This window comes from Hoeflea sp. AS60 (assembly GCF_038900115.1).
In the GTDB taxonomy this organism is placed as follows: Bacteria; Pseudomonadota; Alphaproteobacteria; order Rhizobiales; family Rhizobiaceae; genus Hoeflea.
Genome location: NZ_JBBMQP010000001.1, coordinates 1,585,806 through 1,609,999, shown reverse-complemented (window position 1 = coordinate 1,609,999; position 24,194 = coordinate 1,585,806). Strand labels below are relative to the sequence as shown.

The window sequence follows — 24,194 nt, the reverse complement described above, 5'->3', positions numbered from 1 at the left end:
TCAGATCAATCCCATGAAAAGGGTTTCGAACCCATCGATAAACAAGGTGAAAAACGTGTTCGAGCCGAAGTAGAACAGGATCAATCCGCCGGTGAGAATGAACGGAATCGAGATGAAGTAGACAGGAATCTGCGGCGCGAGCTTGTTGACCATACCGATCGACAGGTTGAAGATCAGTCCATAGACCAGAAACGGGCTGGCAAGCCTGAGAACCAGCATGAAAGCGCCACCCAGCGTGTCGGCGAGCGTCATCAGCGCCATTCTGGGCTCGAAGCCGGTGCTCATCGGCATGAAGCCGTAGGAGCGAACCAATGACGCGATCACCATGTGGTGGAAATCGGTCAGAAACAGCAGGAACAGAGTGGTGAAGGTGATCAGCGATGTGAGCGGACCTTCAGCCTCGTTTTCAATAACGCCGCCTCCAGGCGAGGAGTTGAAACCGATAGCCATCGATATCGCGGTGGCGGCATACTGGATGGCCAAGACAATGTAGCGGGCAACGAGGCCCAGTGTGACGCCTATGAGCAGTTCAGCGCCGACAACAAGAATATATTCGACGCCGCCACCCTTTACATTGGGGTAGATATTGTCCCAGAGAATAGGAAGCAGCGCCATGGATACGGCGACTGCAACAAAAAGGCGGATCTGAAGCGGGACGCGAAAGCTGGAGAACCCCGGCAAGACCATGAAGCACCCGCCAACCCTGCAGAAGGCCAGAAAGAGTGCAAGCACAGTGCCTTGCGGGTCCTCGATCACGAAATCGAGCCGAGAAGCTTGATCTCGATACCCTTCGCGATTTCGACGTGCGACAGCACCGGGAGTGTGGCGAAAATCCGTTCAACGATCATGCGGACATAAGGCCGTGAGTCGGGCGAAGTTACCAGCACAAACGGCACGCCCTTGTCCATGTGTTCACGGATAACCTTGGTTGCGTCCTCGGAGAACTCCTCGAGCATGCGTGGGTCGATATCGAATTCGATGACCTCGCCCTTCGGATCGCGCTTGAGCGCCTGGTGGAATGCCAGGTCCCAGCGGTTGCCAAGCCTGAGCACATTGAGCTGGCCGTTGCGGGCAATGTCGCCGCAGAGCTGCTGCGCCATGCGGATGCGCACATGCTCGACGATCTGCTCGGTCTTGCGGACATGCGGCGCGAGCTCGGCAACAGCCTCAAGGATAAGGTGCAGGTTGCGGATCGAGACACGCTCGGCCAGCAGAAGCTTGAGAACCGCCTGGAAGCCTGAATAGGACATGTGCGAGGTGCAGATCTCATCGGCGAGCTTGCGGTATTCGGGATCAAGCCTGTCGATGAGGATCTTCATGTCCTTGTAGGACAACAGTTGCGGAAGGTTGTTGCGGATCACCTCGGAGAGATGGGTCAGCACCACGGACACGTTGTCGATCGGCTGGAAACCTTCGCGCTTGAGATCCTCACCAAAGCTCTCTGGAACCGAGAGCGCGGGCAGACCGAATGCGGGTTCGCGAATTTCATCACCAGGAAGCGAGGGGCGATGGGAGCCGGCGAGAACCACCAGAAGTTCGCCGACCCTGAGGTCATTTGCGGCCACCGTGGTTCCGTGAATACGGATATGATAGCTCTTGTCCTTGATCGAGATGTCGTCCGTCACCTTGATTTCAGGCACGACGAAGCCGTACTGGGTGGCAAACTTCTTGCGCATCTTGGCGACACGGAAGGCAAGCTCCTCGTGTGATCCAAGCAGCTTGGTCGCAACCTGCTTGCCGAGCACCAGCTCGATTTCCGCAGTCTTGAGGATGGACTTGACGGAATCCTTTTCCTTGTCCTTTTCCTCCTGCTCGGAGCGGTGAACCTCCTGTGCCTCGGCACGGGCCTTCTGGTCACGTTGGCGGGGGATGATCCAGCTGCCAAATGCCATTCCGCCGCCGAGCAACACGAAGGGAAGAAACGGCAGTCCGGGCATCACAGCCAGCAGAAAGAGCAATCCCGAAGAAGCAAAGAGTGCGCGGGGGTAGCCGCCCAACTGATCGATAACCGCTTCGTCGGTGGAACCCAGCTGACCACCACGTGAAACGAGCAAGCCAGCCGCCAGTGACACGATCAGAGCCGGGATCTGGCTGACAAGTCCGTCGCCCACCGACAGCCGCACGAACACGTCTGCGGCTTCGCCGATCTGCATGTCATGACGGGCATAGCCGATGATGACGCCGCCGAACATGTTGATGCCCGTGATCAAGAGGCCGGCAATGGCGTCACCGCGCACAAACTTCGACGCCCCATCCATGGAACCGAAGAACGAACTTTCCAGCTCGAGCTCACGACGCCGGTCGTGGGCCTGCTTGTCATCGATCATGCCGGCCGAGAGATCGGCATCAATGGCCATCTGCTTGCCGGGAATGGCATCGAGGGTAAAGCGAGCGCCAACTTCCGCGATGCGGGTGGCGCCCTTGGTGATCACGATGAAGTTCACCGTTACCAGAATGAGAAAGACGATAACGCCGATGACGAAGTCACCGGACATCACCATTTGCGAAAATCCGCCGATAACCTTGCCCGCAGCTTCCGGCCCAAGATGGCCTTCGGACAGAATGACCCGTGTCGTCGCAATGTTAAGCGACAGGCGCATCATCGTTGCGATCAGCAAAATCGTCGGGAAGGATGAGAAATCCAGCGGACGCCGGATCCACAGCGCCACCATCAAGATCAGAACCGAGAACGCGATGGAAAACGCAAGCCCGATATCAATGAGGAAAGCCGGGATTGGCAAGAACAGGATGGATAAGATGACGACAATGCCAAAGGCAAAGCCCATGTCCTTGCCCTGAAAACCTGTCTTCTGGATCGCCAGCGCTTGCGGGGTGGCCATGTTTGCGGAGCTCCGGAGCACAGCGCAGGCGTCATGCCCGCGCAATAGTTCATCACGACCCTAACGGCCGAAGCTTGCGCGAAGATGTCAGAATGTTTTGCGGGGACCGCTCAGATCACGAGCCACAGAGAACAACTTGCCCCGTTGGGATCCAGTAAAACGGATGCGTAGACGAATTCAACCGTGGGCCGGATTTCATATCGACCAGGCAGAATCCGACAGAACCGCTAGAATCCGGATTGAATGCGCTGGAAAACGATGTCTGTGAAGGTTGAAATCTGGGCGCCGACGAAGGGCGCCGATACGGCCACAGTGATCAGGATGGCGACGATCTTGGGAACGAAAGTCAGCGTGATTTCCTGAACCTGGGTCAGAGCCTGGATAAAGGCGATGCCGACGCCAACAAACATTGCCACAAAGACCGCAGGGCCCGAGCAGACAAGCACGGTCCAGATCGCTGTTTGTACAATATCAAGGGCGTCAGCTTCATTCATCTTAGCGGATCGTCACGCCTGCACCGACCAGAACCTTCTTGCCGTCTTCAAGCACGGCAACCAGCCCGTCGGAATAAACCTTAACTTCTTCAACAACGCCGGTAATCGTCCCGTCGGCGCTCACGATGGTGCGGCCAATCATGGATCCCGCCTGATTGAGGGTCGAGGACTGCAGCAGGTTTTCAAGATTCTTGTTGGTCTGGATGGTCTGCTCGACCTGGCTAAAGGTCGCGAGCTGTGCAATCTGTTCGGTCGCGTCCATCGGCTCGGTCGGATCCTGGTTTTTCATCTGCTGCACGAGCAGCGTCAGAAACGTATCGTAATCGAGCGTGGCCTTCTTGGACGCCGTGGTCGCGGCAGAAGAGGATGCCGATGCGCTGCTGACTGCATTTACGTCCATGGCGCCAACTCCTTGCGAATCTGTTCAATTGTCCCGGCCGACATGCCGGCCGTATCGAGTATATGCTCTTCGATGGGATAGAGCGCGCGAATCGCCTTGAGCGCTTCGAATGCACGTCCCTGAGTCACCATACCATCAATATGCTTGAGTTCGGTAAGAACTTCTTCATTCTTGAAGCAGGTGAGAAGCATGACGACCGACTTGCGGAACATGCCCATTGCCTGATCTGCGCCTTCAGGATTGATCAGCATCATCTGGACGATGAAGTAGAGCTGCCTGAGCGGGCTTGTTGCCTGTTCAGGCTGCAATACGTGGTTTTCAAGCAGGAACGTCACATCATTGAGAAACTCAAGTGCCACCTTGCGATCAACCCGAAGCACCGCCCCGTTGATAAAGATGCGTTCGCCGGCCTTGAGGGAAATGCGCAAAGAGCTCTTCATTTCAACCCGTCCCTGATGATGATCGAGATATCGATGATGCCCTGGAAGTTAGCCGATTCACGTTTCCGGATCCGCTGCGCTTCCTTGATAATCCAGATGCCTATGGAGATCAGGTTTGCCCGAAGGTCGTCGGCGAGCTGGTTGTCAGGAGATGCGAGGTCTTCAACGAACCGCACCCAGAGGCGGCTGGCAAAGTAGACTGCTTCGATTGCATCGCGGGATTCAAGACCGTTGGCCTTGGCTGCTTCCAGCAGCGAGATCGAATGATTGATAGCCTCTCGCTCGCGTTCGCGCGCTTCGGCAACACCATCCTCCTGAACATCCGCATAGGAAAATTGGTACATTCAGACGCCCTTCATGTTTGTCCATTTACGCCCGGCAACGCCAGGCCATGCAACTACAAATAATTCATCAAACTCATTTGCTGGATCCGGGCGGTGAGCGTGTAGGATGTCTCAACCTGGTCCAGCAAGGATTGCATTCGAGTGGAGGCCTCATAGGCATCCACACCTTCGACATCACCCAAGTGCAGAGTGAGGATACGTATTTGCGATTCCAACGCAGTGTTTGCTTTGGTGATGCGGCTTTCCGAAACGCCGAGCGTACTGCGTTCATTGTCGATACCGGTCACCGCACTTCCGGCGTACTTGATCGCGGCGTCATTGACCGCGCTGCGGACTTCGGACGAAATCGGTGAATTGAGAAGCTCAACACCTATAACCGCAGCCAACGCAAAGTTGCGCATGCCGGCGGCATTGGCGTTGGTACTGGAATCCACCACCTCATTCTTCAATATGCGGCTCGAGACATTGGTGTCGGACGCGCTTGACCAGTTGGTGTTCCAGTCCGTACCCGAGAACGCCGGCTCCATTACGTTGGAGAGGAAGTTCTCCATCTGGGCGACCGTGATGGAGGCTGCCGCGGGATCATCCTGCGCGAAGCCGAAGTTACCCAGGAACAGTGCATCAAACGCTGCTTTGGACGACGACCCTGCAACCTGATAATCGTCTATTGGCAGCGTGTTGGTATTGATGCCGCCAAAAAGGAATTCGCCGTTGGATGAGCTGTTGGCCGCGATCGTGAACGCCTCAAGGGAACTACTGACATCGCGCTGTGCAATCAGCAGACGGTTGGCATCATCCGAACCTTCGGCCGTAATGAAGGCCTCCAGCATCTGTTGGGCAGCATCAGCCATCATGTTCAGCGATGCCTGGGAAGCCGAAAGCCGCTGCGTTACCAGCGAGTTTGAATCCAGAATACCCTTGAGCCGGGTCACATCACCGTTCAGCGTAACGCTGTTGGAGGACTTGGCAGCAAGCGACAATCCGATATCTGCATATCGTCCCGTCACGATTTCAGTCTGAAGCTTCTGAATTTCAGTCTGCCCCCGACTGATGGTCAGCCGCATGGCATTTTGGAGCGCCAGAGTTGATACAAAACTCGTTTTCATGAACTTACCTCGCCACCGCCAAGAGAGCCTGGAGCATTTCATCGACCGCAGAAATCAGGCGAGCTGATGCCTTGTAGGACTGCTCCAGTTCGAGCAGGATCGACATCTCTTCATCCAGAGAAACACCTGTGATATTCGACAGCGCCTCGGTCGTCCGGAACAGCGCAGCTTCGCGTGACACAGATGACGAATTCGCATCGCTTCGATTAAGTTCAAGCCAACCAATGGAATCGGCAGCGAACCCCAAAATACTTGCGTTCGTCGAGATACCTGCTGCAGCATCAAACGCTATCGGGGCATCAAGCGATTGGACATAGGAGTCCAAAAGCGAGGAATAGCCTGTGGCACCAGTTGGATTGGAACTGTAGGCCGCGCCGTTTATGCCACCGTCACGCAACAATTCAGGATTCCCACCGAGCGATTGCACGAGTGCTGCGTTGACGGTTAACGTCGAAGCAATGCCCGGGACAACCGTGGCGCCTGCGGGAACGGTTCCGCCAGCCCAGGTGAAGAGGCCAGGCATGTCCGGCAAGGTCGGGATGGCGGACTGATCGGTTTCCGCAAAGGAAACAACAAGCGCACGCGCAATCTCGTCAAGTTGGGTCTGCATCTGCGGCGCGTAGTCGTCACGGATTTGGAGAAGCGACTGGAGCGAGCCTTGACCGGTCGTGCTGGCGCCGCTGCCGGATGCCAGGGGAACGCCATCGACATAGATCTTGTTGCCCTGAAGCGTTGCGGAAAACCCAGAAGAGGTCTGGAACTCGACAGGACGCGCAATCGTCTCGAACAATGTAACGCCGTCGCTTGTGTAAAGCGCCATGTCATTACCCGACCGGCTGACCTGCGTCACACCGATAATCGAAGAAATCTGCTTGATCAACGATTCACGCTCATCAAGCTCAGCGCTCACATCCTTGCCGGCCCCGGTGCCGCTAATGACCTTATTGTTGTTGGTTTCGAAACGCGCCAGCAACTCGTTGAGCTGGTCGACCTGACGTCCGATTTCCTTGTCAGATTCGTACCTGACAGTCTGGACTGAGTTCGAAGCATCCTTAAGTCCATTGGCAACGGTTACCGCATCGGCGATCGCCATCTGCGACAGCGTCGCTTCGCCAGGTTTCGCGGCATACGTCGCGAGAGTATCGCGCATGGTTGCTATCAATACCGAGGGCGATGTTTCGTAGTCATTGCCACCCATAATGCTTTTCAGATCAGTCAGCCCCCCGAGCAGGGTCTCCTGTGCGCTCGACACCGACATGTAGGTGACGCTCTGCACAAACAAAGCGCTATCCTGAGCACGCTGAATACTGACGCCCTGAGATCCGATCAGCGAATTTGTCAAAATTGCATCACGACGGGAATAATTGGGGTCGCTAGCGTTTGAAATATTGCGCGAGATCGTGCTGGTCTGTGTCGCGTAATTCGACAAAGACGTTTGCGCTGTATTAAGGGCTGATGTCAGAGACATTGACTGTTCTTTCTAGCTCTCGAAACGAAACTATCGCTTGAGATTGACGAGGACATCCAGAAGGTCCGAGCCTGTCTGGAAAACCTTGGAGTTGGCCGTGTAGCTGCGCTGGGACGCGATCATGTCTGTCAGTTCGCCGGCCAGGTCGACATTCGACCCCTCGATCGCACCGGAAATGAGGTTACCGAAGCCGCCAGACCCACCGAAACCGGTTGTGATGACGCCTGAATCAATTCCCTGGGAGTATACGTTTCCGGGCAGCGGAATGAGATTGTCGGGACTGGGAACGTTTGCCAAGGCGACCTGATAGAGCGGCTTGAGATCACCGTTTTCATATTTCGCGTAGACGGTACCATCGGACGAGATTTCGACGCCGGTAACGGCGCTTGGCGCGTTGCCATTAACGTCGGCAGCATCCACCGTGAAGGGGTAGTTGAGCTGCGACATCTTTGCCATATCGATGGTCAGCGATGCGCCGCCAGGGACGGCCATAGTGATCGTTGTGGCACTGGCTGCCGCGAGGGCGCCGTTGAGTGCAGGGTCAAATGTCAGCGCCTGGGTGGCGAGAGCGGGCGAACCGTAGGGAAAACCCGTCCCCGGTGTTGCGGTCGAGCGGTCGTAGACAGCAACCTCCCAATTATCATCGGCAGTTTTGGAATAGTAGAAATCGAGCAGTATTTCCTTGCCGACCGTGTCGTAGACCACCAGCGAACTCTTGTGGGAGTATTGTGCGGTCGGAGAGTTTGTCGAAGGCAGGTCTGCCGGCGCGATGATAGCCTCGCTGTCATCAAGGTTTGCATTGAACGTACCTGTTGAGGATGGCGTAGCAGTCAGACCAGCTGATTCCACGTTCACCGGCACCAGACCGTCGAAACCATTGACCACCGGAGCCGGCGTTCCACCTGTGTAGTCATAACCCATCAGGGTGAAACCAGCAGCGTTGACCAGGTTGCCGTCGCCATCCTTTACGAATGCCCCTGCCCGCGTCAGGAACGGGGTGCCGCTGGCATTACTAACGATGAAAAAGCCATCGCCGTCGATAGCGAGGTCAGTGTTTGACGTTGTGAATTCAAGCGAACCGGCATCGGTGATGGCGTAACGCACACTGGTCTGCACCGCACCGGAATTGTACGAACCGGCGCTACTGGGCAAAATAAGTGAGGAAAAAGCAGTAGTTGCGCGCTTGTAGCCAGGAGTGCTGGAGTTCGCAATGTTGTCTGCAACCGTGCTCAGGCGGTTTGCTTGCGCGTTCATTCCAGACGCACCGGTCTGCATCATTCCGTAAAGGCTCATCGCGTAATCCCTCGTTTGCTACTGCGATCTAGATTAGCTTGCGGGCCTTGCGTGAACCTGATTGCTTGTGATGCGAATGGCGCCGGCCAACCGATTTTTATCAGCTGGCCAAAGCCCACTTACTTCCAGTCGATCAGGTATCCGAGGAACCGCTTTGAATCGATCGGGTCAAAGCCCAGGCGCTTGCGCAGCTTCTTGCGCAGCTTGGAAATGTGGCTCTCAACAACGTTCTCTTCGACGTCTTCGTCGAAGATCCCGTAGATGGCGCTGAAAATCTGCTGTTTTGTCACACGGCGGCCGCGGTTGGCGACCAAATACTCGAGGATGCGGCGTTCGCGTCTTGGAAGCGCGAAAGTGCGGTCTTCGATCTCTGGATCCCGGCCATCGGAAAAGACCCGGATAGGTCCGATTTCGACGTGAGTCGTAATCGCCTTGAGACGACGACGGATCGCCGCTGCCCGCGCCAGAATTTCCCGGGGATGGACCGGCTTGCGCACCACGTCGTCCACACCACTGTCGTAAAACGCCAGTGTCGATTCAAGTGATGGCGTATCGCTGACTGCGATCACCGGAGCCTGTGAACGATCACGGATCGCCCTGGGCAGATCCATCATCTGTTTTCCCTGGCCGATAAGGAATGCTTCTACCGCAGCAAGATCGGAATCTGCCGCCGTGTGCACCCACTCGCCGAATTCAACGGAATCAAAGCTCGCCGAAGGAACTCCTTCGCGCCCAAAAAGGGATGTGTAGCCATCTTTTACTAATTGCCGATCATCAACCACTACGATCATTCGTTCGCCTCCGAATCAGTGTGGTGCTTCATTGCATTAGAAGTACGAATCCGCTGAATCTTGGTAAACTATGAAATGAATCCGGTGACAATTAACAATTGATTAACCATGTTTTCCGCTGATTTGCCTAGATATGGTAGCCCAATCCGACATCACACACAATTTTGTTGGGAAAAGTTAACAAAAGGTTAATTTTTTTCTTGCGTTGTTTAGAACCGCCTAAATCTTAACAAATTGCTACAAATCAGGCAGAAAAACGGCAGCTGCTATCCAAGGTTGCATTATCCGCAGAAAGACCGAGCCTCATTTGTCCACGCTCCGTGACCGGTTGCGACCAGATTTGCAATGACCCGGCAAACATATTTCTTCTGTGCAGGATCATTATTAGGGCCTGCATGATAGCGCGCTACCGCCATCGTCCAGGTTTCATGGCGTGCATGCAGCCGGGCCAGGAAGCGTGCCGCGTAAGCGACATTGGCATGCGGGTCCAGCATAGCACTTACCGAAGGGAACTCAGCGCCATGATAGCGGTGGTTTATCTGCATGCATCCAAGGTCGATCAGGGTCTTGCCCTCGGCCCTGGCCTGCTCAAATTCACGCAGTGCGTCGCTCCGGCTCTTGGCAAAGACCGTGCGCCCCTCGATGTTCAGGGCGTAGGGATAGAGAGACCCCTTCCGCCCTGTCTCTGTCAGACCGACTGAATGCAGGATCCCCGGAGGTACGCCGTAGGCTCTTGCAGCGGACATGATTTCCGCCTCGCAGACACCTGTCGCGGCAAAAGCACTACGCTGTGTCAGACCATCAGAGATAAACGCCGTCAGTGCGACCAGTGCCAGAACCAGTATACGAACCTTGTTCATGGCCTTGCCCCCCTTGGCTGCCGGAGCCTTGCTGCCCTGCATTGTTGCGACCGCTCTCCCTGCCGGAAGATTGGGCGTCACTAGATCCAGGTCCCTGCTGGCCCGCCTGGAACCCCTGCTGAGGGGTCTGGCTTGAAGAGCGGTCTGGCCCGGTGACATGCTGTACGGTGATCTGCTCAACGCCAAAGCCCTGCCCGCGCAGAGCCTTGATCATTGCCTGATTGTCTTCCTTGACCTGCCGGTATGCTTCAGCAGTCTGCACCTTGATTTCGACAGACAGTTCATCACCCGAGAGCTTCAATATGGCAGTCACGCTGCCAAGCGAGACCGGATTGAGCTGAAGCTTGAGTGTATGGAGCGTTTGCCCTGTCTGTTGTACTGCCGTCCCCGCAGCCGGCTGCGCCGCCGCCGCCGCGGCACGCTGTGTCGCCAGTGCGGCACTGCTCGCGTCAACCAGCGAACGAGTTAGCAACTGGCCGTTTGCCGTCATGTTCTGAACAGGCATGAAACGGCGCGATTCAATGACTTCGACTTTGCCGTCCTTGGAGCCTGCACGCTCTTCGATCCGACGATCAGCGGCATCGCTCTGTCTGTTACCTGTATTGCGGACCCGGGTCTGTAACTGGACAACTTCGGCATCAGCTGGTTCAGCTTCGCCCTGGCCACCAACGGTTTGCGAGCCATCCTTGACCGCTGCCTGGGCCTTCTGCCGCTCCGATACTGAATCGGTGCTCTTTGGCTGTGCTGGTGTGCCCTGGACCGCGAGTGCGCCACCAGCCGCGGAAACAAGAGTGGCAGGTGCTGGCGCAGTTGACTTGTCGGTAACGGATGTCTGTCCGGTTTGGCTCTCTGCGGTTTTGGCTGCTGCAACAGCCTCAGCATCGCTAGCCTCCTTAGAAGCTTCGGCAGATACCTGAGCATTCCTGGCAACTGCGACTTTGGCAGTCTCCTTCGCCCCGGCAGCATTACCATCAATCGTCGCAGCAAGGTTCGTATTGAGCGGGATGGCTGCGTCAGCGTCTTCGGTGATCGCAGCCTCGGCTTCAACCGCAGCGGCCGCTTCAGCCAGCTCGCCATCTACTCCTACGACTGTTCCGAGTTCTGCGTCGTCGCTGTAGGAAGCGCTCGACATCAACCCGGCCAGCAGGTTGAGGATATCGTCGGACTGGCTCGCGTCAGAGCCGACCGGATCATCAATATTCGCGCCGACTTCCGGTTCGTCTGTTAATTCAACCTTGTCGCGCTCGGTAGCTGCGCTGCGTTTTTCCTGAGAAAGAGCGGCCGAGAATGCGTCATTCCTGGTGTCAGCAGCCGTATCCGCACCGCTGGACCCCTCGCCGGTCTTGGCGGCTGTCCGTGCTGGCACTTGCCGCTGCAATACCATATCCAATGCACTCACGACGCGTTCCTTTTCAATTCATTCAAGCAGCTTGTCTATGCGCTCTAGCGCTAGCTTCCGGTCGGATACAAAACCCTTGAATGCTTCTTCCTCAGCAGCCCGGTTCAACTCATCATCGGATTTTGCCCGCCTGAAGATCGAACTCTCGGCTTTCTTCTCTGTGTCTGCCTTCTCTGTGTCGGCCGCTAACTTGATGGTTTCATCATCTTGTTTCACGGCCGGTTGCGCCATGATGGACGGTAATGCTTGTGTGAAGCTGTCGAGCACAGGTTTCCTGACGACCTCGGTTGCAACAACCCTTGCCGCCTCGCGTAAAGCGCGGTCTCGCCTGGATAAACGCGCTCCGGACAAGGCATTTATACTTTGAAGGACACCATCAACACCATCAGTGGGTATCTTGGCCATTCCTGAATAGAGTTCCGCCATTGCTTGCGGCGTCTGGTCATTACTTCCGAGCAGTGACTCAGCCTTGTCGGAAGAGAAGACCGCGAGTTCGCGCAAGCCGGAGATGGCTGCCTTCCGGGCAATACGCAGATAGATCTCGCGCTTTCTCGGACGATCCATAAAGGACAGAATTTCACTCAGCCCCTCATCGCCCACCGTCTTGTAGTTCAGCAGCACAAGGTCAACAAGGAGATCTGCATACTGACCTGCATAGGGAGAGTTGATGAAGCGGCGCGCATAAAGCTGCGCGTAGTGCAATGCCTCATCCACCATGTTCTTCTGCGACGTTATAAAGAGCGACCGCCGGAGTGCAGCTTCCTCGACAAGCGTACCTGGAGCGGTCAACCTTGCCCAATCGAACAGTTCCAGCGCAGACACGTCATTCATGGAGGCCATAACATTGGCCGCCACCAACGTTATATAAGGGCCGATCTCGGTGTCCCGGTAAATCTTGACCACGTCATTCAGCGTTGTCTGCGTCTTGGCCGCGCGACCGTTCAGGTAGGCTCTTAGGACTGTGGTGACTTCGTTGTCGAAGTTTCCGAACTTATCCTTGATAGCCAGAATATCGAGTGTTGCGGGATTACCGCCGCTCATGGCGTAGATCAGGGCGGCGTCAACATTTCTCGGATCGTCGAAGACTTTCTGATCCGCCTGGCGCAGACGGGTGTCAATTACGCCGATGAGAAACCGTTGCATCTCCATGGCGGAATGGTCGCCCTGCACAACCGCATCCTGAACAAATTGCAGAGATCGGACCAGTTTGTAGGGTTCGAGCGTTTCCATCTGGTCGCCCATTTCAAAGCCAGCCACCGCACCAGGCTCGGAGAAAGGCGCCTTTACGCCCTCGATCTCGGGCGCGTTGGTTGACTGATCCGAATTGGCTGCAGCTTCGGCACCAGCTGCGTGGGCGTCAGGCAGCTGGTCGCCGGTGTGAGCGGCATCAGCGGCATGGCTTTCCGGCGCCGTTTCAACATGATCTGCCGGCGCGGTTCCCCCGTGAGGGTCCGTAGCCGGCTGAGCACCGTGAAAGATCTCGAATGGAAGCGGTTGTTGCGGCTCTTGAGCGCAAGCCCCGAACGCAAACATCGCCGTAAGAACGGCGAGGCTGACAGGCGCAAAATGACAAGCGTGCCGCACCATCAGCTCCCTTCGGCCTCGATAAGGATCTCGATCCGGCGATTGACCTCAGCATAAGGGTTTTCAGGATCCTTGAGACGCCGGTCTGCGAAACCCGTAACCTGGGTGATCCGGTCTTCAGGCACGCCACCGCGTACCAGCATGAACAGGGCGGAATGGGCACGCGCTGTCGAAAGGCGCCAGTTGTCATCATTGCCGGACGTATAGGGCCGGGCATCCGTGTGCCCGCGGATTGCAATCGCGCCGGGACGCTTTGCCAGCAACTCGCCAATTTTCTCCATGGCTACGACCAGATCCCGCCCAGGCACCGCAGAGCCGACATTGAACATGCCAAAGTCCAGCTGATCGGTGAGAGAGACAAGCAAGCCTCCTTCGGAGGGCGTGACGGTCAGACCTTCGGCAAGTCTTCCGGTTCCACCGCCGAGCGCCTTTGCGATTTCCTCCTTGAGAACCTCTGCGTCGGCTTCGATCTTGGCTACCTTGGCTTGCTGCGCCTGCTCGGCTTGGGTTCCGGTTCCGCCCTCGCCAGGTGTTTCCGCAGCCTTGTTGCCCTGCGGCCCGTCCTGCGTCTTGCCACCGAAATTTCCGGCCTGTGCATAGGGATCGTCCTGCAGACCGAAATCATCTACTGCATCAGGCGGAGCCATGCTTTTCTGGTAATCATCAGCCGCGACCATGGCCTGAGTGTCCTCAAGCGGCTTGCGCTCCTGTTCGACCTGCTTGGACCAGAAATCGGGATCGAACGGATCACGATATGCCTCGCCGCCGGAAGCGCCACTCGCTGGTCCCGATTGTGAGGCGCCGCCATCACCCTTTTCGGATATGTTGGTCTGGGTTCCGGTTTCCTGGGCAATTTCTGCCAAGACAGCGTAAGGGTTTTCGAAATAGTCAGATTCCGAATAATCCTGTTTCTCGCCGGCCGCAGCGTTTTCCTTGTCGCCGGCTTCCGCGGCTGAACCGTCAGTGGTCCCCTCACCATCCGATTTTGATTTTGGCGCCTTGGCCTCACCATCCTGCGTATTGCCGACCTGCTTGATGCCGCGATCGGTCGGCTTGTCGTCCATCAACTTGATCGGATTGAAATAGCTTGCAACCGATGCCTTGCTTTCCTCGTTGGCAGCGTTGACCAGCCACATAACCAGAAAGAAGGCCATCATGGCGGTCATGAAGTCGGCGTAGGCAATTTTCCAAACGCCGCCGTGACCACCTTCCTCTTCATTGCCACCACGTCTTTTGACAATGATGATTTCATTCTTGCCCTGGTGGGTCGAGTCGCCTTCAGCCATCAGAGAACCTCGGCGAGGGCTTTGGACCAGTCGGCCAGGCGGCTGGCGAACTGGGTACGATTCACATCAATCTCGATTTCAAATCCTTCGCTTTCGCGGGTGACAATCCGTTCGTCATCCGCGCCGATTTGTTCGCGCAGTGCACTGACGAGGGCTTCCGGACCCGAAACGCGGATTTCCTGAGCATTTTCGAGCGCAAGTATCTTGCGCACCTCACCGGCCAGGCCAGAGATGATCTGATTGCGGATTGCTTCATTGATCAATGGCGTCAGCACTGTCTCGACATCGCTGGCGATCAACTCGGCTATTTCAGCACTTCTGGCGGAAATTGCATCAGGAATGGTTTTGGCGGCTTTTGCTTCCATCTCCTCCCGCAACGCCTGGAGTTCGGCTGCGTGGAGAGTTTCAATCGCGAGATGTTCAGCTTCGAATTTCCGGGTCAGCTCGGCACGGGCAATCGCTTCGCCTTCGGCTCTCGCCTCGGCGCGGACGCTCTCGATGTTTATGTTGGGCAGAGCTGCGGGTTTGTCTTCCTCTTGCACATGCTGGTCAGCGTGAAAGCCGCTCATGTCGCCGAATTCAAAATCAGGAAGATATCGTGCAAAGCTGGCCGTCATGAGCCTCTCCGATTCGTGGCAATTGCTGACGATAGCCGGTTCAAGGTCTTTTCCCTTCAAGATCTGAAGGCGAGGACTGCAGTATCCGACTGCGCCTTCATGCGCGTGAGAAACCTATTCAGCTAAACTTGTGTGAGAATGACCTCAGGCTGCCCGACCTGATGAAAAGTGTCTATTCTCACCGAGTTTGCCGCTGGTCCGCACCAAGGGCAATTTTGGTGCGGACCAGCTGATCCACCATGACCGTTGACCGGCGGCACGGCAGAATGTGTTCACTCTGCAGGCCCGTTCAGATGCGGGCCGCGCCAGCTTACTGCTGGAAGAGCGAGAGGATGTTTTGCGAGTTGGTGTTTGCGATCGACAGCGACTGAATGCCCAGCTGCTGCTGCGTCTGCAGTGCCTTCAAGCGCGTGGATTCCTCGTTCATGTCCGCATCAACCAGACGGCCGATACCCTTGTCGATGGAGTCCATCAGATTTGCAACGAAGTCTTCCTGCATGGAGACGCGCTTGTTGATCGCACCAAGGTTGGAGGCCGCATCCGTCATCTGGAGCAAGATCGAGTCAACAACCCGGATCATGGACGTGACTTCGGAATCCGAGGTGGTTGAGGTAAGTGCGATTTCGGTGCCGGTCGCTGCAGTGGTGGCGCCGTTGTCGAGAAGGAAGAAACTTCCGTCGGTGGAGAGACCGTCTGGATCAAGTGCGTCGGAATCAACGTCCTTGGTCAGCAGTCCGAACTGTGCATCGCCAAGCGCAGACGCAACCAGAGTGGTCTTGGAGGTGTCGACGTCAAGAGTGGTGACGGAAACGTTGTTGCTTGCGTCACGGTTGAAACCGCCGACAATCTGCTTTGTACCAGCTGCGGTAGCTGTGGTGTTGTTGAGCCAGTTTTCACCGGAGAACGCCGCCGATTCAGAGATCGAAATCAGCTGGGCCTTGAGCTCGGTGAGTTCCTTGTCGATCTTGGTCTTGTCAACGCCAGGCTCGCGGGCCGCAACCAGCTTCGCCTTGATTTCGGAGACCACATCGATCGAGGCGCTCATGCCGGTGTAGGCAATATCCACTTTCGCTGCGCCGAGGCCGAGAGCGTCTTTCACCGTTGAAAGCGCTTTGTTGTCCGATCGCATGGTCGTTGCGATCGACCAATAAGCCGCATTGTCACCGGCTGTTTCAACGCGATAGCCAGAGGACACCCGCGCTTGGGTCTCCTGCATTTCGGAATTGATAGTACGGAGTGTCTGTAGTGCAGCCATTGCAGCTGCGTTGGTCATGATGCTGGTCATATTTAAATGCCCCCTAATAATTGCCCAGGGACATACCGGCCACAATTCCGGTGACGATGATTGTGCGTCATGCAACCGGATTGGCGTATGCCTGTCTACCCGGTTCATCGTTGGTAACTAAGATGTAAACGTGTATGGTTAACGGCTGGTTAATTCAACCCCTAAATCTATTAGGGAACGCAGCTCGGTTCGCAGAAAGTGTCTTTTTTCGAACGTTGAATGATTGGCGTTTCAAGGCGTTACCGCAACGCAACCAAAAATGAGACTGTTTCGTGCCGACGTTGCCAGGGGTGAAACGGAAAAGGCCGCATCGTTTCCGATGCGGCCTTTTGAAATTCGCTATTTGAGGCCGCCCAAGAGCGGCCCCGGCTTTGCTCACTCTTAACGGAAGAGCTGCAGAATGTTCTCGGAGTTCGAGTTGGCAATCGACAGCGACTGAATGCCGAGCTGCTGCTGAGTCTGCAGAGCCTTCAGGCGTGTTGATTCCTCATTCATGTCGGCATCAACCAAGCGGCCGATACCACTGTCGATGGAGTCCATCAGATCGGCAACGAATTCTTCCTGCATCGAAACCCGGCTGTTGACAGCGCCGAGGTTGGAAGCAGCATCCGTCATCTCGAGCAAGATCGAGTCAACAACACGGATCATGGAAGTGACTTCGGAATCCGAGGTGGTTGCGGTTAGCTTGATCTCGTTACCGGTCGCTGCAGTGGTCGCGCCGTTGTCGAGCAGGTAGAAACTGCCGTCGGTGGAGAGACCGTCTGGATCCAGAGCGTCAGAGTCCACGTCCTTGGTCAGGAGGCCGAACTGCGCATCGCCAAGAGCGGAAGCAACCAGAGTGGTCTTGGAGGTGTCGACGTCGAGCGTAGTGATGGTGATGTTGTTGCTGGAATCACGGTTGAAACCACCAACAATTTCCTTGGTGCCGGCTACAGTAGCAGTCGTGTTGTTGAGCCAGTTTTCACCGGAGAACGAAGCCGATTCAGAGATCGAGATCAGCTGGTTCTTAAGCTCGGTGAGTTCCTTGTCGATCTTGGTCTTGTCAACGCCGGGCTCGCGGGCCGCAACCAGCTTTGCCTTGATTTCAGACACAACATCGATCGAGGCGCTCATGCCGGTGTAGGCAACGTCCACCTTCGCGGCGCCGAGGCCGAGGGCGTCGCTGACGGTCGACAGCGCCTTGTTGTCCGAACGCATGGTTGTTGCGATCGACCAGTAAGCAGCGTTGTCGGCTGCAGTTTCCACCCGGTAGCCGGACGAAATGCGGCTCTGCGTCATTTCCATATCGGAGTTGATAGAACGGAGAGTAGCGAGTGCAGACATTGCTGCAGAGTTGGTCATGATACTCGTCATAAACTTGTCCCTTTAGACAGTGTACATGGGGACATGCCGGAGTTGGTTACCGGCAACAGTGGTAAGGCATCATGCCAGTCATTTCCGGTATCTTCCGATCAACGACCCACCATTTCTTGAGATCCAAAATGGCGGATTATGGTTACCGAACATTTAACCGCGGACGACTTCTTTTAACTGGCTAACTCCGAACAAAAAACGCCGGGGATTTCTCCCCGGCGTTTCGTTGTGATCAACTCTTGAAACGAGCTTGAAATGCCCCTTAACGGAACAGCGACAAGATGTTCTGCGAGCTCGAGTTGGCGATCGAGAGCGCCTGGATGCCCAGCTGCTGCTGCGTCTGCAGAGCCTTCAGGCGTGTCGATTCCTCGTTCATGTCAGCATCAACGAGACGGCCAACACCCTTGGAGATCGAGTCCATCAGGTCGCCGACGAAGTCTTCCTGCATGGTGATACGGCTGTTCACTGCACCGAGGTTCGAAGCAGCATCTGTCATCTCGAGCAAGATCGAGTCAACAACACGGATCATGGAAGTGACTTCGGAATCCGAGGTGGTTGCGGTGAGCTTGATCTCGTTACCAGTCGCTGCAGTGGTGGCACCGTTGTCGAGAAGGTAGAAACTACCGTCCGTGGAAACACCGTCGGGGTCAAGAGCGTCAGAGTCAACGTCCTTGGTCAGCAGGCCGTTCTGCGCATCGCCGAGAGCAGAAGCCATCAGAGAGGTCTTGGAGGTGTCGACGTCAAGCGTGGTGATGGTGATGTTGTTGCTGGCGTCACGGTTGAAGCCACCAACAATTTCCTTGGTGCCGGCTGCAGCCGCAGTCGTGTTGTTGAGCCAGTTTTCACCGGAGAACGAAGCCGATTCAGAGATCGAGATCAGCTGGTTCTTGAGCTCTGTGAGCTCCTTGTCGATCTTGGTCTTGTCAACGCCAGGCTCGCGGGCCGCAACCAGCTTTGCCTTGATTTCGGAGACCACATCGATCGAGGCGCTCATGCCGGTGTAGGCAACGTCCACCTTCGCGGCGCCGAGGCCGAGAGCGTCGCTGACGGTCGACAGCGCCTTGTTGTCCGAACGCATTGTGGTTGCGATCGACCAATAAGCAGCGTTGTCGGCTGCAGTTTCGACCCGGTAACCGGAGGAAACACGATTCTGCGTGGTTTCCATGTCGTTGTTGATTGAACGAAGGGTGGAAAGCGCAGACATAGCTGCGGAGTTAGTCATGATGCTAGTCATAGGGTTGTCCCTTATAATTACGAGATACAAGTGAGGGACATACCGGGCTTATGGTTTTACCGGTCATGCGGTTCGGCATCATGCCTGTCAAAACCCGCTGGCTTCGCAGCGGTGCTCCTTCCCCGTCATGTTGCCAGCATAATCACATCAACGACTTTCGAATTGATTAATCGAATTCGAAATAGTCTTGCAATTTCAACATGGTTAACGGAAACTGAAGGGACCGGCTTGCCGCGAGCGAGAAGAGGTGCCGATGCGTATCAAAACCGGATGCATTCAGTTGGGTGTGACTTGCGGTGCCTCGAAGAGCTGCCATCCCCCCTTTGAGCACGGAACTTCACGCACGGCCTTGTCGCGATGCTGTCACCGTTTCAGGTGACGCAATCTCCGCTCACGAGCGGTCTGTTCGAGCTGTTGGCAGTTCAGACGAAAGATCGCACGAGACTGCCGACAAGCAGGTTCCAGCCGTCAATCAGAATGAAGAACAGTATCTTGAAGGGTAGCGATATCGCCGTTGGCGGCAGCATCATCATGCCCATGGACATGGTGATTGTCGCCACCACGAGGTCGATCACGAGGAACGGCAGAACCACCAGGAAGCCAATTTCAAAACCTCGCCTGATTTCGGAAATCATGAACGCGGGAACCAGAACGCGCATGTCGATCTTGCCATCGGTTTCCGTGGCCTGGTCGCGTTCGGTGGCGATATCGATGAACAAGGTCAGGTCCTTGGGACGCGTATTGACCAACATGAACTCCCGAAACGGGTCGGCGACCAGCATGATCGCTTCCTGCTCGGTGATCTGGTTTTCAAGAAGAGGACTGATACCACTTTCCCACGCCCGATCAAACGTCGGCGCCATGACATAGAAAGTCATGAAGAGCGAAAGGCTGACCAGGATCATGTTGGCAGGCGTAGTGGCCAATCCCATGCCGGAGCGCAGAATGGCGAATGCAATGATGAACCGCGGAAAGCTGGTCACCATGATCAGTATGCCTGGCGCAACCGACAGGACAGTCAACAGTCCGAAGGTGCGAATGATCCAGCTGGCAACAGAACCGTCGACCGGAGCCTGAAGCAAATTCGGGTCCAGAATCTGGCCGTGAGCCGCCGTTGCAAATGCCATCATGGCTGCAAAGGCTGAGATAAATCGAATCATTCGATCACAAATGTCCTCATAAGCAGGTCGTTGACGCGGCCTTCCGACCGCAATTTCACGCGTTCACGCAGATCCTCGCGCAAGTACTGAAAGCCGCGCGGCCCTTCTATCTGCTGAAGCGATACAGTCCGCAGATAGGCAAGAATGTCCTGGTGGATCTGATCCGAAATCGCCTCATCCGGTTCATTGGCGAACACAAGCGACACTTCGACTCGAATCCAGTTGTCAGAAGGGTATGACAGGTTTGTGGTGATCGGCTCAAGCACCACGACGTTTTCCCGCGGCTTGTCTTCGGGTTTGTCCTCTTTTTTATCGCCTTCCCCGTGCGGTTCTTCAGCCGCAGCCGTCTCAGGCTGATCCACTTGAGGCGCAATCACCCCGCCGAGCATCCAACCGCCGCCTGCAGCGATCAGGCTGAGGACCAGCACAATCGCTATGGTGACAATCAGGCCGGACTTCTTCTTGCCTTCGTCTTCGTCTGCGGCGTCAAAATCAGCCATGGATCATGCCATCAAATTGGAGAAAGAATGTCGACAAGCTGCTGACCATACGGAGGCTGCTGAACTTCCGTGAGCCTTCCACGGCCGCCGTAGGAGACACGGGCTTCGGCGATCTTGTCATAGGCCACGGTATTGTTGTGATCCACATCCAGAGGCCGCACGATACCTGCGACATTGAGAATGCGGAGTTCCTGGTTGACCCGCACTTCCTGGCTGCCGCTGATGACCAGATTGCCGTTCTGCAAAATCCCTGTGACGACAGCCGCGACGCGCAGCTGAAGCTTTTCAGAACGAGCCGTTTTTCCGCTTCCCTTGGTCGACGTGTCCGAACCGTAACTCACGTCTCCGGCATTTATTGTACTGATGACTGGGAGGTTAAGGCTTGCATTCATGCCGCTCGAATTCTTGCGACTGCGGTCGGTGGCGTTGTCGAAGCTGGCCTTGTCATTGATGGCTAGATCGACGGTAAGAATGTCACCGACGCTGACCGCGCGAGCATCCTGGAACAGCTTTGATCTGCGGTCATCCCAGAGCGAGAAACTGCTCGAGCGCACCGGCGGCTGTTTCGGATAGGCCGCCATTTGCGGCGTTTCGCCATAGGCAAGCCCTGAGCCGACGGGGCTCATTGAAGGGGCCTGGCCAATCTCTCTGATTGTCTGGGAATTGCATCCGGCCAGGGTAAGCGCAACAACGGTAATGGCTAAAGCCCTAATCATGACGGATCCTCGGTTTTTTCGGGTGCTGCGGCTGCAGCGAGAATGCTGGTCAGGGCGGCAGCCTTTTTGGTGTCCATCTCATTGAGAATCTGGCTTGCCAGCCGCGGACTGAGCTTCATGACGATTGCTGCCGCTATGCCCGGATTGACAATTTCCAGTTGCGCGGCCGCAGAATCAGCCGCCATGTTCTTGTAGATTTCAACCAGTTGCGTATCAGCGACGCGCATGAAGTCTTCGCGCTTTTGCAGCCAATCCCGGTATTTGACGGAACGCTCCTCAAGCAAGCGGATGCGCTCGTCCACACCAGCCTGAAGCTCCTCGAGCTCCTGCTTTTGCATGAGATAGCGCTGGTCACGCGCTGCATCTGCGATATTGCCGCAAAAGGCATGGATTTCGTCTTCCAGGCTCGGCGCCGGCGCCTGCTGCGCAAATGCGCCAGGTGCGATCATGCCAAGCATGATGACCGCTGCGGCGCCTGCGCCACGTAACCATCTGCGAGCAACCAACTGCGTCTTCGTACTCATTGCAGCACCAGTTCTGCATGCAGGGCACCTGCAGACTTGATGCCCTGAAGGATGGCGATAATGCCGTCAGGCTTGACGCCGATCGAATTCAGGCCTGCGACCAGTGTTCTCAGATCCGGCCCGTCGATGATGGCAACCTGGCCACCGTCAACGCCCGCCGTGATGTCGGTAAGCGGTTCGACCGCCGTCACCCCATCCGAAAATGGCAATGGCTGCACAACAGTCGGGGTTTCATTGATCTGCACTGTCAGAGTACCGTGACTGACCGCGACCTTGGAAACGCGTACGTCATTGCCAATCACGATGGTGCCGGTTCGCTCGTTGACGACAACGCGGGCGGGCGAATCCGTTTCAACGACCAGCCCTTCGAGCTCTGCGGTCAAGCGGGCAAGATCGGCACGCGCTGGCTTGCGAACTGCAACGGTAGTGGAATCACGTGCCTCTGCAATTGCGCTGCCGTAGCGCGCCTCGGAGAAAGCATTGATGACATCTGCCATTCCCACGGCCGTGGTGAAATCAGGATTGCGAAGCTGGTAGACCAGTCCGTCAACCTGTTTGAAGGTGGCCGGAATTTCGCGTTCGATGATCGCGCCGCCGGGCAAGCGCCCTGCAGTGGCTATACCTTGCTGCAAAGTAGCCGCATCGCCTTGCGCGTTCACCGCAGAAACAATCACCGACCCTTGGGCGACCGCGTAAATCTGGCCATCAGCGCCGGACATCGACGTCATCACCAGTGTGCCGCCCCGCAGCGAACTGGCATCGCCGAGTGAGGAGACGGTCACATCAATTCGCGAACCGAGGCTTGCGAATGGCGGAAGATTGGCCGTAACGATGACGGCCGCAACATTGTTGACACGCGATGCGCCGCCTTCAGTCGAAATACCGAGGTTTTGCAGCATGGCGCGGAGCGACTGCTCGGTGAACGGGGAATTTCGAAGGCCGTCGCCGGTGCCTTGCAATCCGACAACCAGACCATAGCCAATCAGCTGATTGTCACGCCCGGCCTGCAGGGAGGCAATATCCTTGATACGGGAAGCAGCACCTGCCGGCCGGATGAAGCTCAGGTTTGATCCTGAAGCGAAATCGGCGACATTACCGGGACCGGTTCCTGATCCCGTTCCCGGGGCTGAAGCGGGACCTGGTCCGGACCCAGCCAGACAAAGCATGGCGATCCAGATGCTGAAGATTTTGGCTAGCTTCCGGATCATTTCGCCGCCACCTGTATGCTGCCGTTCTGCATCACCGTGCCGGAGATGATGACACCGGATTCAACGTTGCGAACACGGATGAAATCGCCCGTTACTGCATTTTCCAGCGGTGTACCCATTGCCATGATGGTCAGGCCGTTACCGCTGAATATCAGCTGCACCGGTTTGCCCCGCTCAACGGTCCATGAATCGCGCAAGGCCGCGACCGGAATGGTCCGGCCCGGCAGCAATGTGCGGGTTGTTACCTTGCCCAGCACTTCGCTGGTAACCTCGGCATAACCGCCGCGCAGGTTGGGGTTGGTGACCTCTACCTCGTGAACCAGCTCCTCGAGGATTTCCTCGCCGGGATAGATGGTTCGGTCCGGAACAACTGCGGTGCCACGTCCCGCCTGCGCCATGGGGATGGCGCAGAGCAGGCCGACCAAGACAACGCTCGCACGGATGAGGCCTTGCAAAGGCGATGTAGGGCGAAACGTCATGTCTGCCTTATCCTTTTTTGACCTAGAGGTTCTGGGAAACGACGGACGCCATTTCATCCGCCGCCTGGATGATCTTCGAGTTCATCTCATAGGCGCGCTGTGCGGAAATGAGATCGGTGATTTCCTTGACCGGATCCACGTTTGAAGCTTCCAGGTAGCCCTGCTGGATATTGGCAAAACCAGGATCGGCTGGAACACCGACGATCGCAGGGCCAGAAGCCACGGTTTCACGGAACAGGTTGTCGCCGAGCGGCTCCAGGCCTGCCTCATTGACGAAATTGGCCAGAGTCAGCTGCCCCAGATCCTGCAGTTCGACTTCGTCACCGATACGGGCCAGAACCTGACCGGTGCGTGAAATCTGAACATCGCTGGTTTCATCGGGGAACGTGATCCCGGGCACAACAACATACCCATCAATGGTCACAAGCTGACCTTCGGCATTGGTGTTGAAGGCGCCCGCGCGAGAGTACTGGGTCTCTCCATCCGGCGTTTCAATCTGGAACCAACCACGTCCGACGAGCGCCAGATCCAGCTTGTTCGATGTGCCGACAAGGCTTCCCTGGATATGCAGATTTCGAACGGCAGATGTCTGCACGCCAAGTCCGATATGTGCACCTTCCGGCACGATTGCCTGGTTGGAGGCGTTGGGGACGCCTGAATTTCGCTCGACCTGATAGAGAAGGTCAGAAAATTCGGCGCGGGCCCGCTTGAAGCCCGTTGTGTTGATGTTCGCCACGTTGTTGGCGATCACTTCAAGATTGAGCTGCTGGGCATTCATACCGGTAGCTGCGATGGCCAAAGCCTTCATGGCGA

At 56.3% G+C, this 24,194-nt stretch carries 25 protein-coding genes; all 25 read right to left on the bottom strand.

The genetic code is table 11. The features are described from left to right. The 25 genes from fliR to flgG all read right to left on the bottom strand — a co-directional run bounded on the left by fliR (position 1) and on the right by flgG (position 24,189). A complete protein-coding gene (gene fliR / locus WNZ14_RS07465) occupies positions 1 to 756 on the bottom strand; it encodes a flagellar biosynthetic protein FliR (protein WP_342867944.1) in 756 nt (251 codons plus the stop codon). Then, positions 753 to 2,840: a flagellar biosynthesis protein FlhA gene (gene flhA / locus WNZ14_RS07460; RefSeq protein WP_342867943.1), complete on the bottom strand. Its 2,088-nt coding sequence runs from the start codon at positions 2,838 to 2,840 to the stop codon at positions 753 to 755. The genes fliR and flhA overlap by 4 nt, the downstream gene beginning before the upstream one ends. A 227-nt stretch (positions 2,841 to 3,067) precedes the next feature. Then, positions 3,068 to 3,334: a flagellar biosynthesis protein FliQ gene (fliQ, locus tag WNZ14_RS07455; protein WP_342867942.1), complete on the bottom strand. Its 267-nt coding sequence runs from the start codon at positions 3,332 to 3,334 to the stop codon at positions 3,068 to 3,070. A gap of 1 nt (position 3,335) precedes the next feature. Beyond that, on the bottom strand, positions 3,336 to 3,734 hold the full coding sequence (flgD, locus tag WNZ14_RS07450) for a flagellar hook assembly protein FlgD (RefSeq protein ID WP_342867941.1): 399 nt from the start codon (positions 3,732 to 3,734) through the stop codon (positions 3,336 to 3,338). Continuing rightward, the gene (flbT, locus tag WNZ14_RS07445; RefSeq protein WP_342867940.1) at positions 3,725 to 4,174 is read right to left on the bottom strand and encodes a flagellar biosynthesis repressor FlbT; all 450 of its coding nucleotides are present in this window, start codon (positions 4,172 to 4,174) and stop codon (positions 3,725 to 3,727) included. Before flbT ends, flgD begins: the two co-directional genes overlap by 10 nt. Further along, entirely contained in the window at positions 4,171 to 4,518 is a 348-nt protein-coding gene (flaF, locus tag WNZ14_RS07440; protein ID WP_342867939.1) for a flagellar biosynthesis regulator FlaF, read from the bottom strand. Before flaF ends, flbT begins: the two co-directional genes overlap by 4 nt. 53 nt (positions 4,519 to 4,571) lie before the next feature. Next, entirely contained in the window at positions 4,572 to 5,624 is a 1,053-nt protein-coding gene (locus WNZ14_RS07435) for a flagellar hook-associated family protein (protein WP_342867938.1), read from the bottom strand. Positions 5,625 to 5,628: 4 nt separating this feature from the next. Then, on the bottom strand, positions 5,629 to 7,092 hold the full coding sequence (flgK, locus tag WNZ14_RS07430) for a flagellar hook-associated protein FlgK (RefSeq protein WP_342867937.1): 1,464 nt from the start codon (positions 7,090 to 7,092) through the stop codon (positions 5,629 to 5,631). Positions 7,093 to 7,122: 30 nt separating this feature from the next. Further along, positions 7,123 to 8,385, bottom strand: coding sequence for a flagellar hook protein FlgE (locus WNZ14_RS07425; protein WP_342867936.1), 1,263 nt, complete (start codon positions 8,383 to 8,385; stop codon positions 7,123 to 7,125). A gap of 119 nt (positions 8,386 to 8,504) precedes the next feature. Beyond that, positions 8,505 to 9,176 (bottom strand): response regulator transcription factor, encoded by a 672-nt coding sequence (locus WNZ14_RS07420; RefSeq protein ID WP_342867935.1) that lies wholly within the window; start codon positions 9,174 to 9,176, stop codon positions 8,505 to 8,507. A gap of 281 nt (positions 9,177 to 9,457) precedes the next feature. Beyond that, on the bottom strand, positions 9,458 to 10,036 hold the full coding sequence (locus WNZ14_RS07415) for a transglycosylase SLT domain-containing protein (RefSeq protein ID WP_342867934.1): 579 nt from the start codon (positions 10,034 to 10,036) through the stop codon (positions 9,458 to 9,460). Next, positions 9,978 to 11,435: a flagellar hook-length control protein FliK gene (locus tag WNZ14_RS07410; RefSeq protein WP_342867933.1), complete on the bottom strand. Its 1,458-nt coding sequence runs from the start codon at positions 11,433 to 11,435 to the stop codon at positions 9,978 to 9,980. The genes WNZ14_RS07415 and WNZ14_RS07410 overlap by 59 nt, the downstream gene beginning before the upstream one ends. Before the next feature lie 18 nt (positions 11,436 to 11,453). Next, complete coding sequence (locus WNZ14_RS07405; protein WP_342867932.1) at positions 11,454 to 12,665, bottom strand: chemotaxis protein; 1,212 nt, start codon at positions 12,663 to 12,665, stop codon at positions 11,454 to 11,456. 356 nt (positions 12,666 to 13,021) lie between these two features. Continuing rightward, positions 13,022 to 14,305, bottom strand: coding sequence for a MotB family protein (locus WNZ14_RS07400; protein WP_342867931.1), 1,284 nt, complete (start codon positions 14,303 to 14,305; stop codon positions 13,022 to 13,024). Beyond that, positions 14,305 to 14,922 (bottom strand): hypothetical protein, encoded by a 618-nt coding sequence (locus tag WNZ14_RS07395; protein WP_342867930.1) that lies wholly within the window; start codon positions 14,920 to 14,922, stop codon positions 14,305 to 14,307. Before WNZ14_RS07395 ends, WNZ14_RS07400 begins: the two co-directional genes overlap by 1 nt. A 310-nt stretch (positions 14,923 to 15,232) precedes the next feature. Continuing rightward, positions 15,233 to 16,207, bottom strand: coding sequence for a flagellin (locus WNZ14_RS07390; RefSeq protein WP_342867929.1), 975 nt, complete (start codon positions 16,205 to 16,207; stop codon positions 15,233 to 15,235). 381 nt (positions 16,208 to 16,588) lie between these two features. Next, the gene (locus WNZ14_RS07385) at positions 16,589 to 17,560 is read right to left on the bottom strand and encodes a flagellin (protein ID WP_342867928.1); all 972 of its coding nucleotides are present in this window, start codon (positions 17,558 to 17,560) and stop codon (positions 16,589 to 16,591) included. Positions 17,561 to 17,822: 262 nt separating this feature from the next. After that, positions 17,823 to 18,794: a flagellin gene (locus WNZ14_RS07380; RefSeq protein ID WP_342867927.1), complete on the bottom strand. Its 972-nt coding sequence runs from the start codon at positions 18,792 to 18,794 to the stop codon at positions 17,823 to 17,825. A 422-nt stretch (positions 18,795 to 19,216) separates the two neighbouring features. Then, positions 19,217 to 19,954: a flagellar type III secretion system pore protein FliP gene (gene fliP, locus WNZ14_RS07375; protein WP_342867926.1), complete on the bottom strand. Its 738-nt coding sequence runs from the start codon at positions 19,952 to 19,954 to the stop codon at positions 19,217 to 19,219. Further along, entirely contained in the window at positions 19,951 to 20,454 is a 504-nt protein-coding gene (locus WNZ14_RS07370; RefSeq protein ID WP_342867925.1) for a flagellar basal body-associated FliL family protein, read from the bottom strand. Before WNZ14_RS07370 ends, fliP begins: the two co-directional genes overlap by 4 nt. Positions 20,455 to 20,465: 11 nt before the next feature. Then, the gene (flgH, locus tag WNZ14_RS07365; protein WP_342867924.1) at positions 20,466 to 21,170 is read right to left on the bottom strand and encodes a flagellar basal body L-ring protein FlgH; all 705 of its coding nucleotides are present in this window, start codon (positions 21,168 to 21,170) and stop codon (positions 20,466 to 20,468) included. Further along, a complete protein-coding gene (locus tag WNZ14_RS07360; RefSeq protein WP_342867923.1) occupies positions 21,167 to 21,694 on the bottom strand; it encodes a MotE family protein in 528 nt (175 codons plus the stop codon). Before WNZ14_RS07360 ends, flgH begins: the two co-directional genes overlap by 4 nt. Beyond that, the gene (locus WNZ14_RS07355; protein WP_342867922.1) at positions 21,691 to 22,902 is read right to left on the bottom strand and encodes a flagellar basal body P-ring protein FlgI; all 1,212 of its coding nucleotides are present in this window, start codon (positions 22,900 to 22,902) and stop codon (positions 21,691 to 21,693) included. The genes WNZ14_RS07360 and WNZ14_RS07355 overlap by 4 nt, the downstream gene beginning before the upstream one ends. Continuing rightward, positions 22,899 to 23,381 (bottom strand): flagellar basal body P-ring formation chaperone FlgA, encoded by a 483-nt coding sequence (gene flgA, locus WNZ14_RS07350; RefSeq protein ID WP_342867921.1) that lies wholly within the window; start codon positions 23,379 to 23,381, stop codon positions 22,899 to 22,901. Before flgA ends, WNZ14_RS07355 begins: the two co-directional genes overlap by 4 nt. Positions 23,382 to 23,403: 22 nt before the next feature. Beyond that, a complete protein-coding gene (gene flgG / locus WNZ14_RS07345) occupies positions 23,404 to 24,189 on the bottom strand; it encodes a flagellar basal-body rod protein FlgG (protein ID WP_342867920.1) in 786 nt (261 codons plus the stop codon). Positions 24,190 to 24,194 lie beyond the last annotated feature (5 nt).

What these genes read in the sequence shown, in the direction of transcription:
- flhA (WP_342867943.1), bottom strand. Translation starts at nt 2,840, where the DNA reads ATGGCCACCCCGCAAGCGCTGGCGATCCAGAAGACAGGTTTTCAGGGC.
- fliQ (WP_342867942.1), bottom strand. Translation starts at nt 3,334, where the DNA reads ATGAATGAAGCTGACGCCCTTGATATTGTACAAACAGCGATCTGGACC.
- flgD (WP_342867941.1), bottom strand. Translation starts at nt 3,734, where the DNA reads ATGGACGTAAATGCAGTCAGCAGCGCATCGGCATCCTCTTCTGCCGCG.
- flbT (WP_342867940.1), bottom strand. Translation starts at nt 4,174, where the DNA reads ATGAAGAGCTCTTTGCGCATTTCCCTCAAGGCCGGCGAACGCATCTTT.
- flaF (WP_342867939.1), bottom strand. Translation starts at nt 4,518, where the DNA reads ATGTACCAATTTTCCTATGCGGATGTTCAGGAGGATGGTGTTGCCGAA.
- WNZ14_RS07435 (WP_342867938.1), bottom strand. Translation starts at nt 5,624, where the DNA reads ATGAAAACGAGTTTTGTATCAACTCTGGCGCTCCAAAATGCCATGCGG.
- flgK (WP_342867937.1), bottom strand. Translation starts at nt 7,092, where the DNA reads ATGTCTCTGACATCAGCCCTTAATACAGCGCAAACGTCTTTGTCGAAT.
- WNZ14_RS07425 (WP_342867936.1), bottom strand. Translation starts at nt 8,385, where the DNA reads ATGAGCCTTTACGGAATGATGCAGACCGGTGCGTCTGGAATGAACGCG.
- WNZ14_RS07420 (WP_342867935.1), bottom strand. Translation starts at nt 9,176, where the DNA reads ATGATCGTAGTGGTTGATGATCGGCAATTAGTAAAAGATGGCTACACA.
- WNZ14_RS07415 (WP_342867934.1), bottom strand. Translation starts at nt 10,036, where the DNA reads ATGAACAAGGTTCGTATACTGGTTCTGGCACTGGTCGCACTGACGGCG.
- WNZ14_RS07405 (WP_342867932.1), bottom strand. Translation starts at nt 12,665, where the DNA reads ATGGAAACGCTCGAACCCTACAAACTGGTCCGATCTCTGCAATTTGTT.
- WNZ14_RS07400 (WP_342867931.1), bottom strand. Translation starts at nt 14,305, where the DNA reads ATGGCTGAAGGCGACTCGACCCACCAGGGCAAGAATGAAATCATCATT.
- WNZ14_RS07395 (WP_342867930.1), bottom strand. Translation starts at nt 14,922, where the DNA reads ATGACGGCCAGCTTTGCACGATATCTTCCTGATTTTGAATTCGGCGAC.
- WNZ14_RS07390 (WP_342867929.1), bottom strand. Translation starts at nt 16,207, where the DNA reads ATGACCAGCATCATGACCAACGCAGCTGCAATGGCTGCACTACAGACA.
- WNZ14_RS07385 (WP_342867928.1), bottom strand. Translation starts at nt 17,560, where the DNA reads ATGACGAGTATCATGACCAACTCTGCAGCAATGTCTGCACTCGCTACT.
- WNZ14_RS07380 (WP_342867927.1), bottom strand. Translation starts at nt 18,794, where the DNA reads ATGACTAGCATCATGACTAACTCCGCAGCTATGTCTGCGCTTTCCACC.
- fliP (WP_342867926.1), bottom strand. Translation starts at nt 19,954, where the DNA reads ATGATTCGATTTATCTCAGCCTTTGCAGCCATGATGGCATTTGCAACG.
- WNZ14_RS07370 (WP_342867925.1), bottom strand. Translation starts at nt 20,454, where the DNA reads ATGGCTGATTTTGACGCCGCAGACGAAGACGAAGGCAAGAAGAAGTCC.
- flgH (WP_342867924.1), bottom strand. Translation starts at nt 21,170, where the DNA reads ATGATTAGGGCTTTAGCCATTACCGTTGTTGCGCTTACCCTGGCCGGA.
- WNZ14_RS07360 (WP_342867923.1), bottom strand. Translation starts at nt 21,694, where the DNA reads ATGAGTACGAAGACGCAGTTGGTTGCTCGCAGATGGTTACGTGGCGCA.
- WNZ14_RS07355 (WP_342867922.1), bottom strand. Translation starts at nt 22,902, where the DNA reads ATGATCCGGAAGCTAGCCAAAATCTTCAGCATCTGGATCGCCATGCTT.
- flgA (WP_342867921.1), bottom strand. Translation starts at nt 23,381, where the DNA reads ATGACGTTTCGCCCTACATCGCCTTTGCAAGGCCTCATCCGTGCGAGC.
- flgG (WP_342867920.1), bottom strand. Translation starts at nt 24,189, where the DNA reads ATGAAGGCTTTGGCCATCGCAGCTACCGGTATGAATGCCCAGCAGCTC.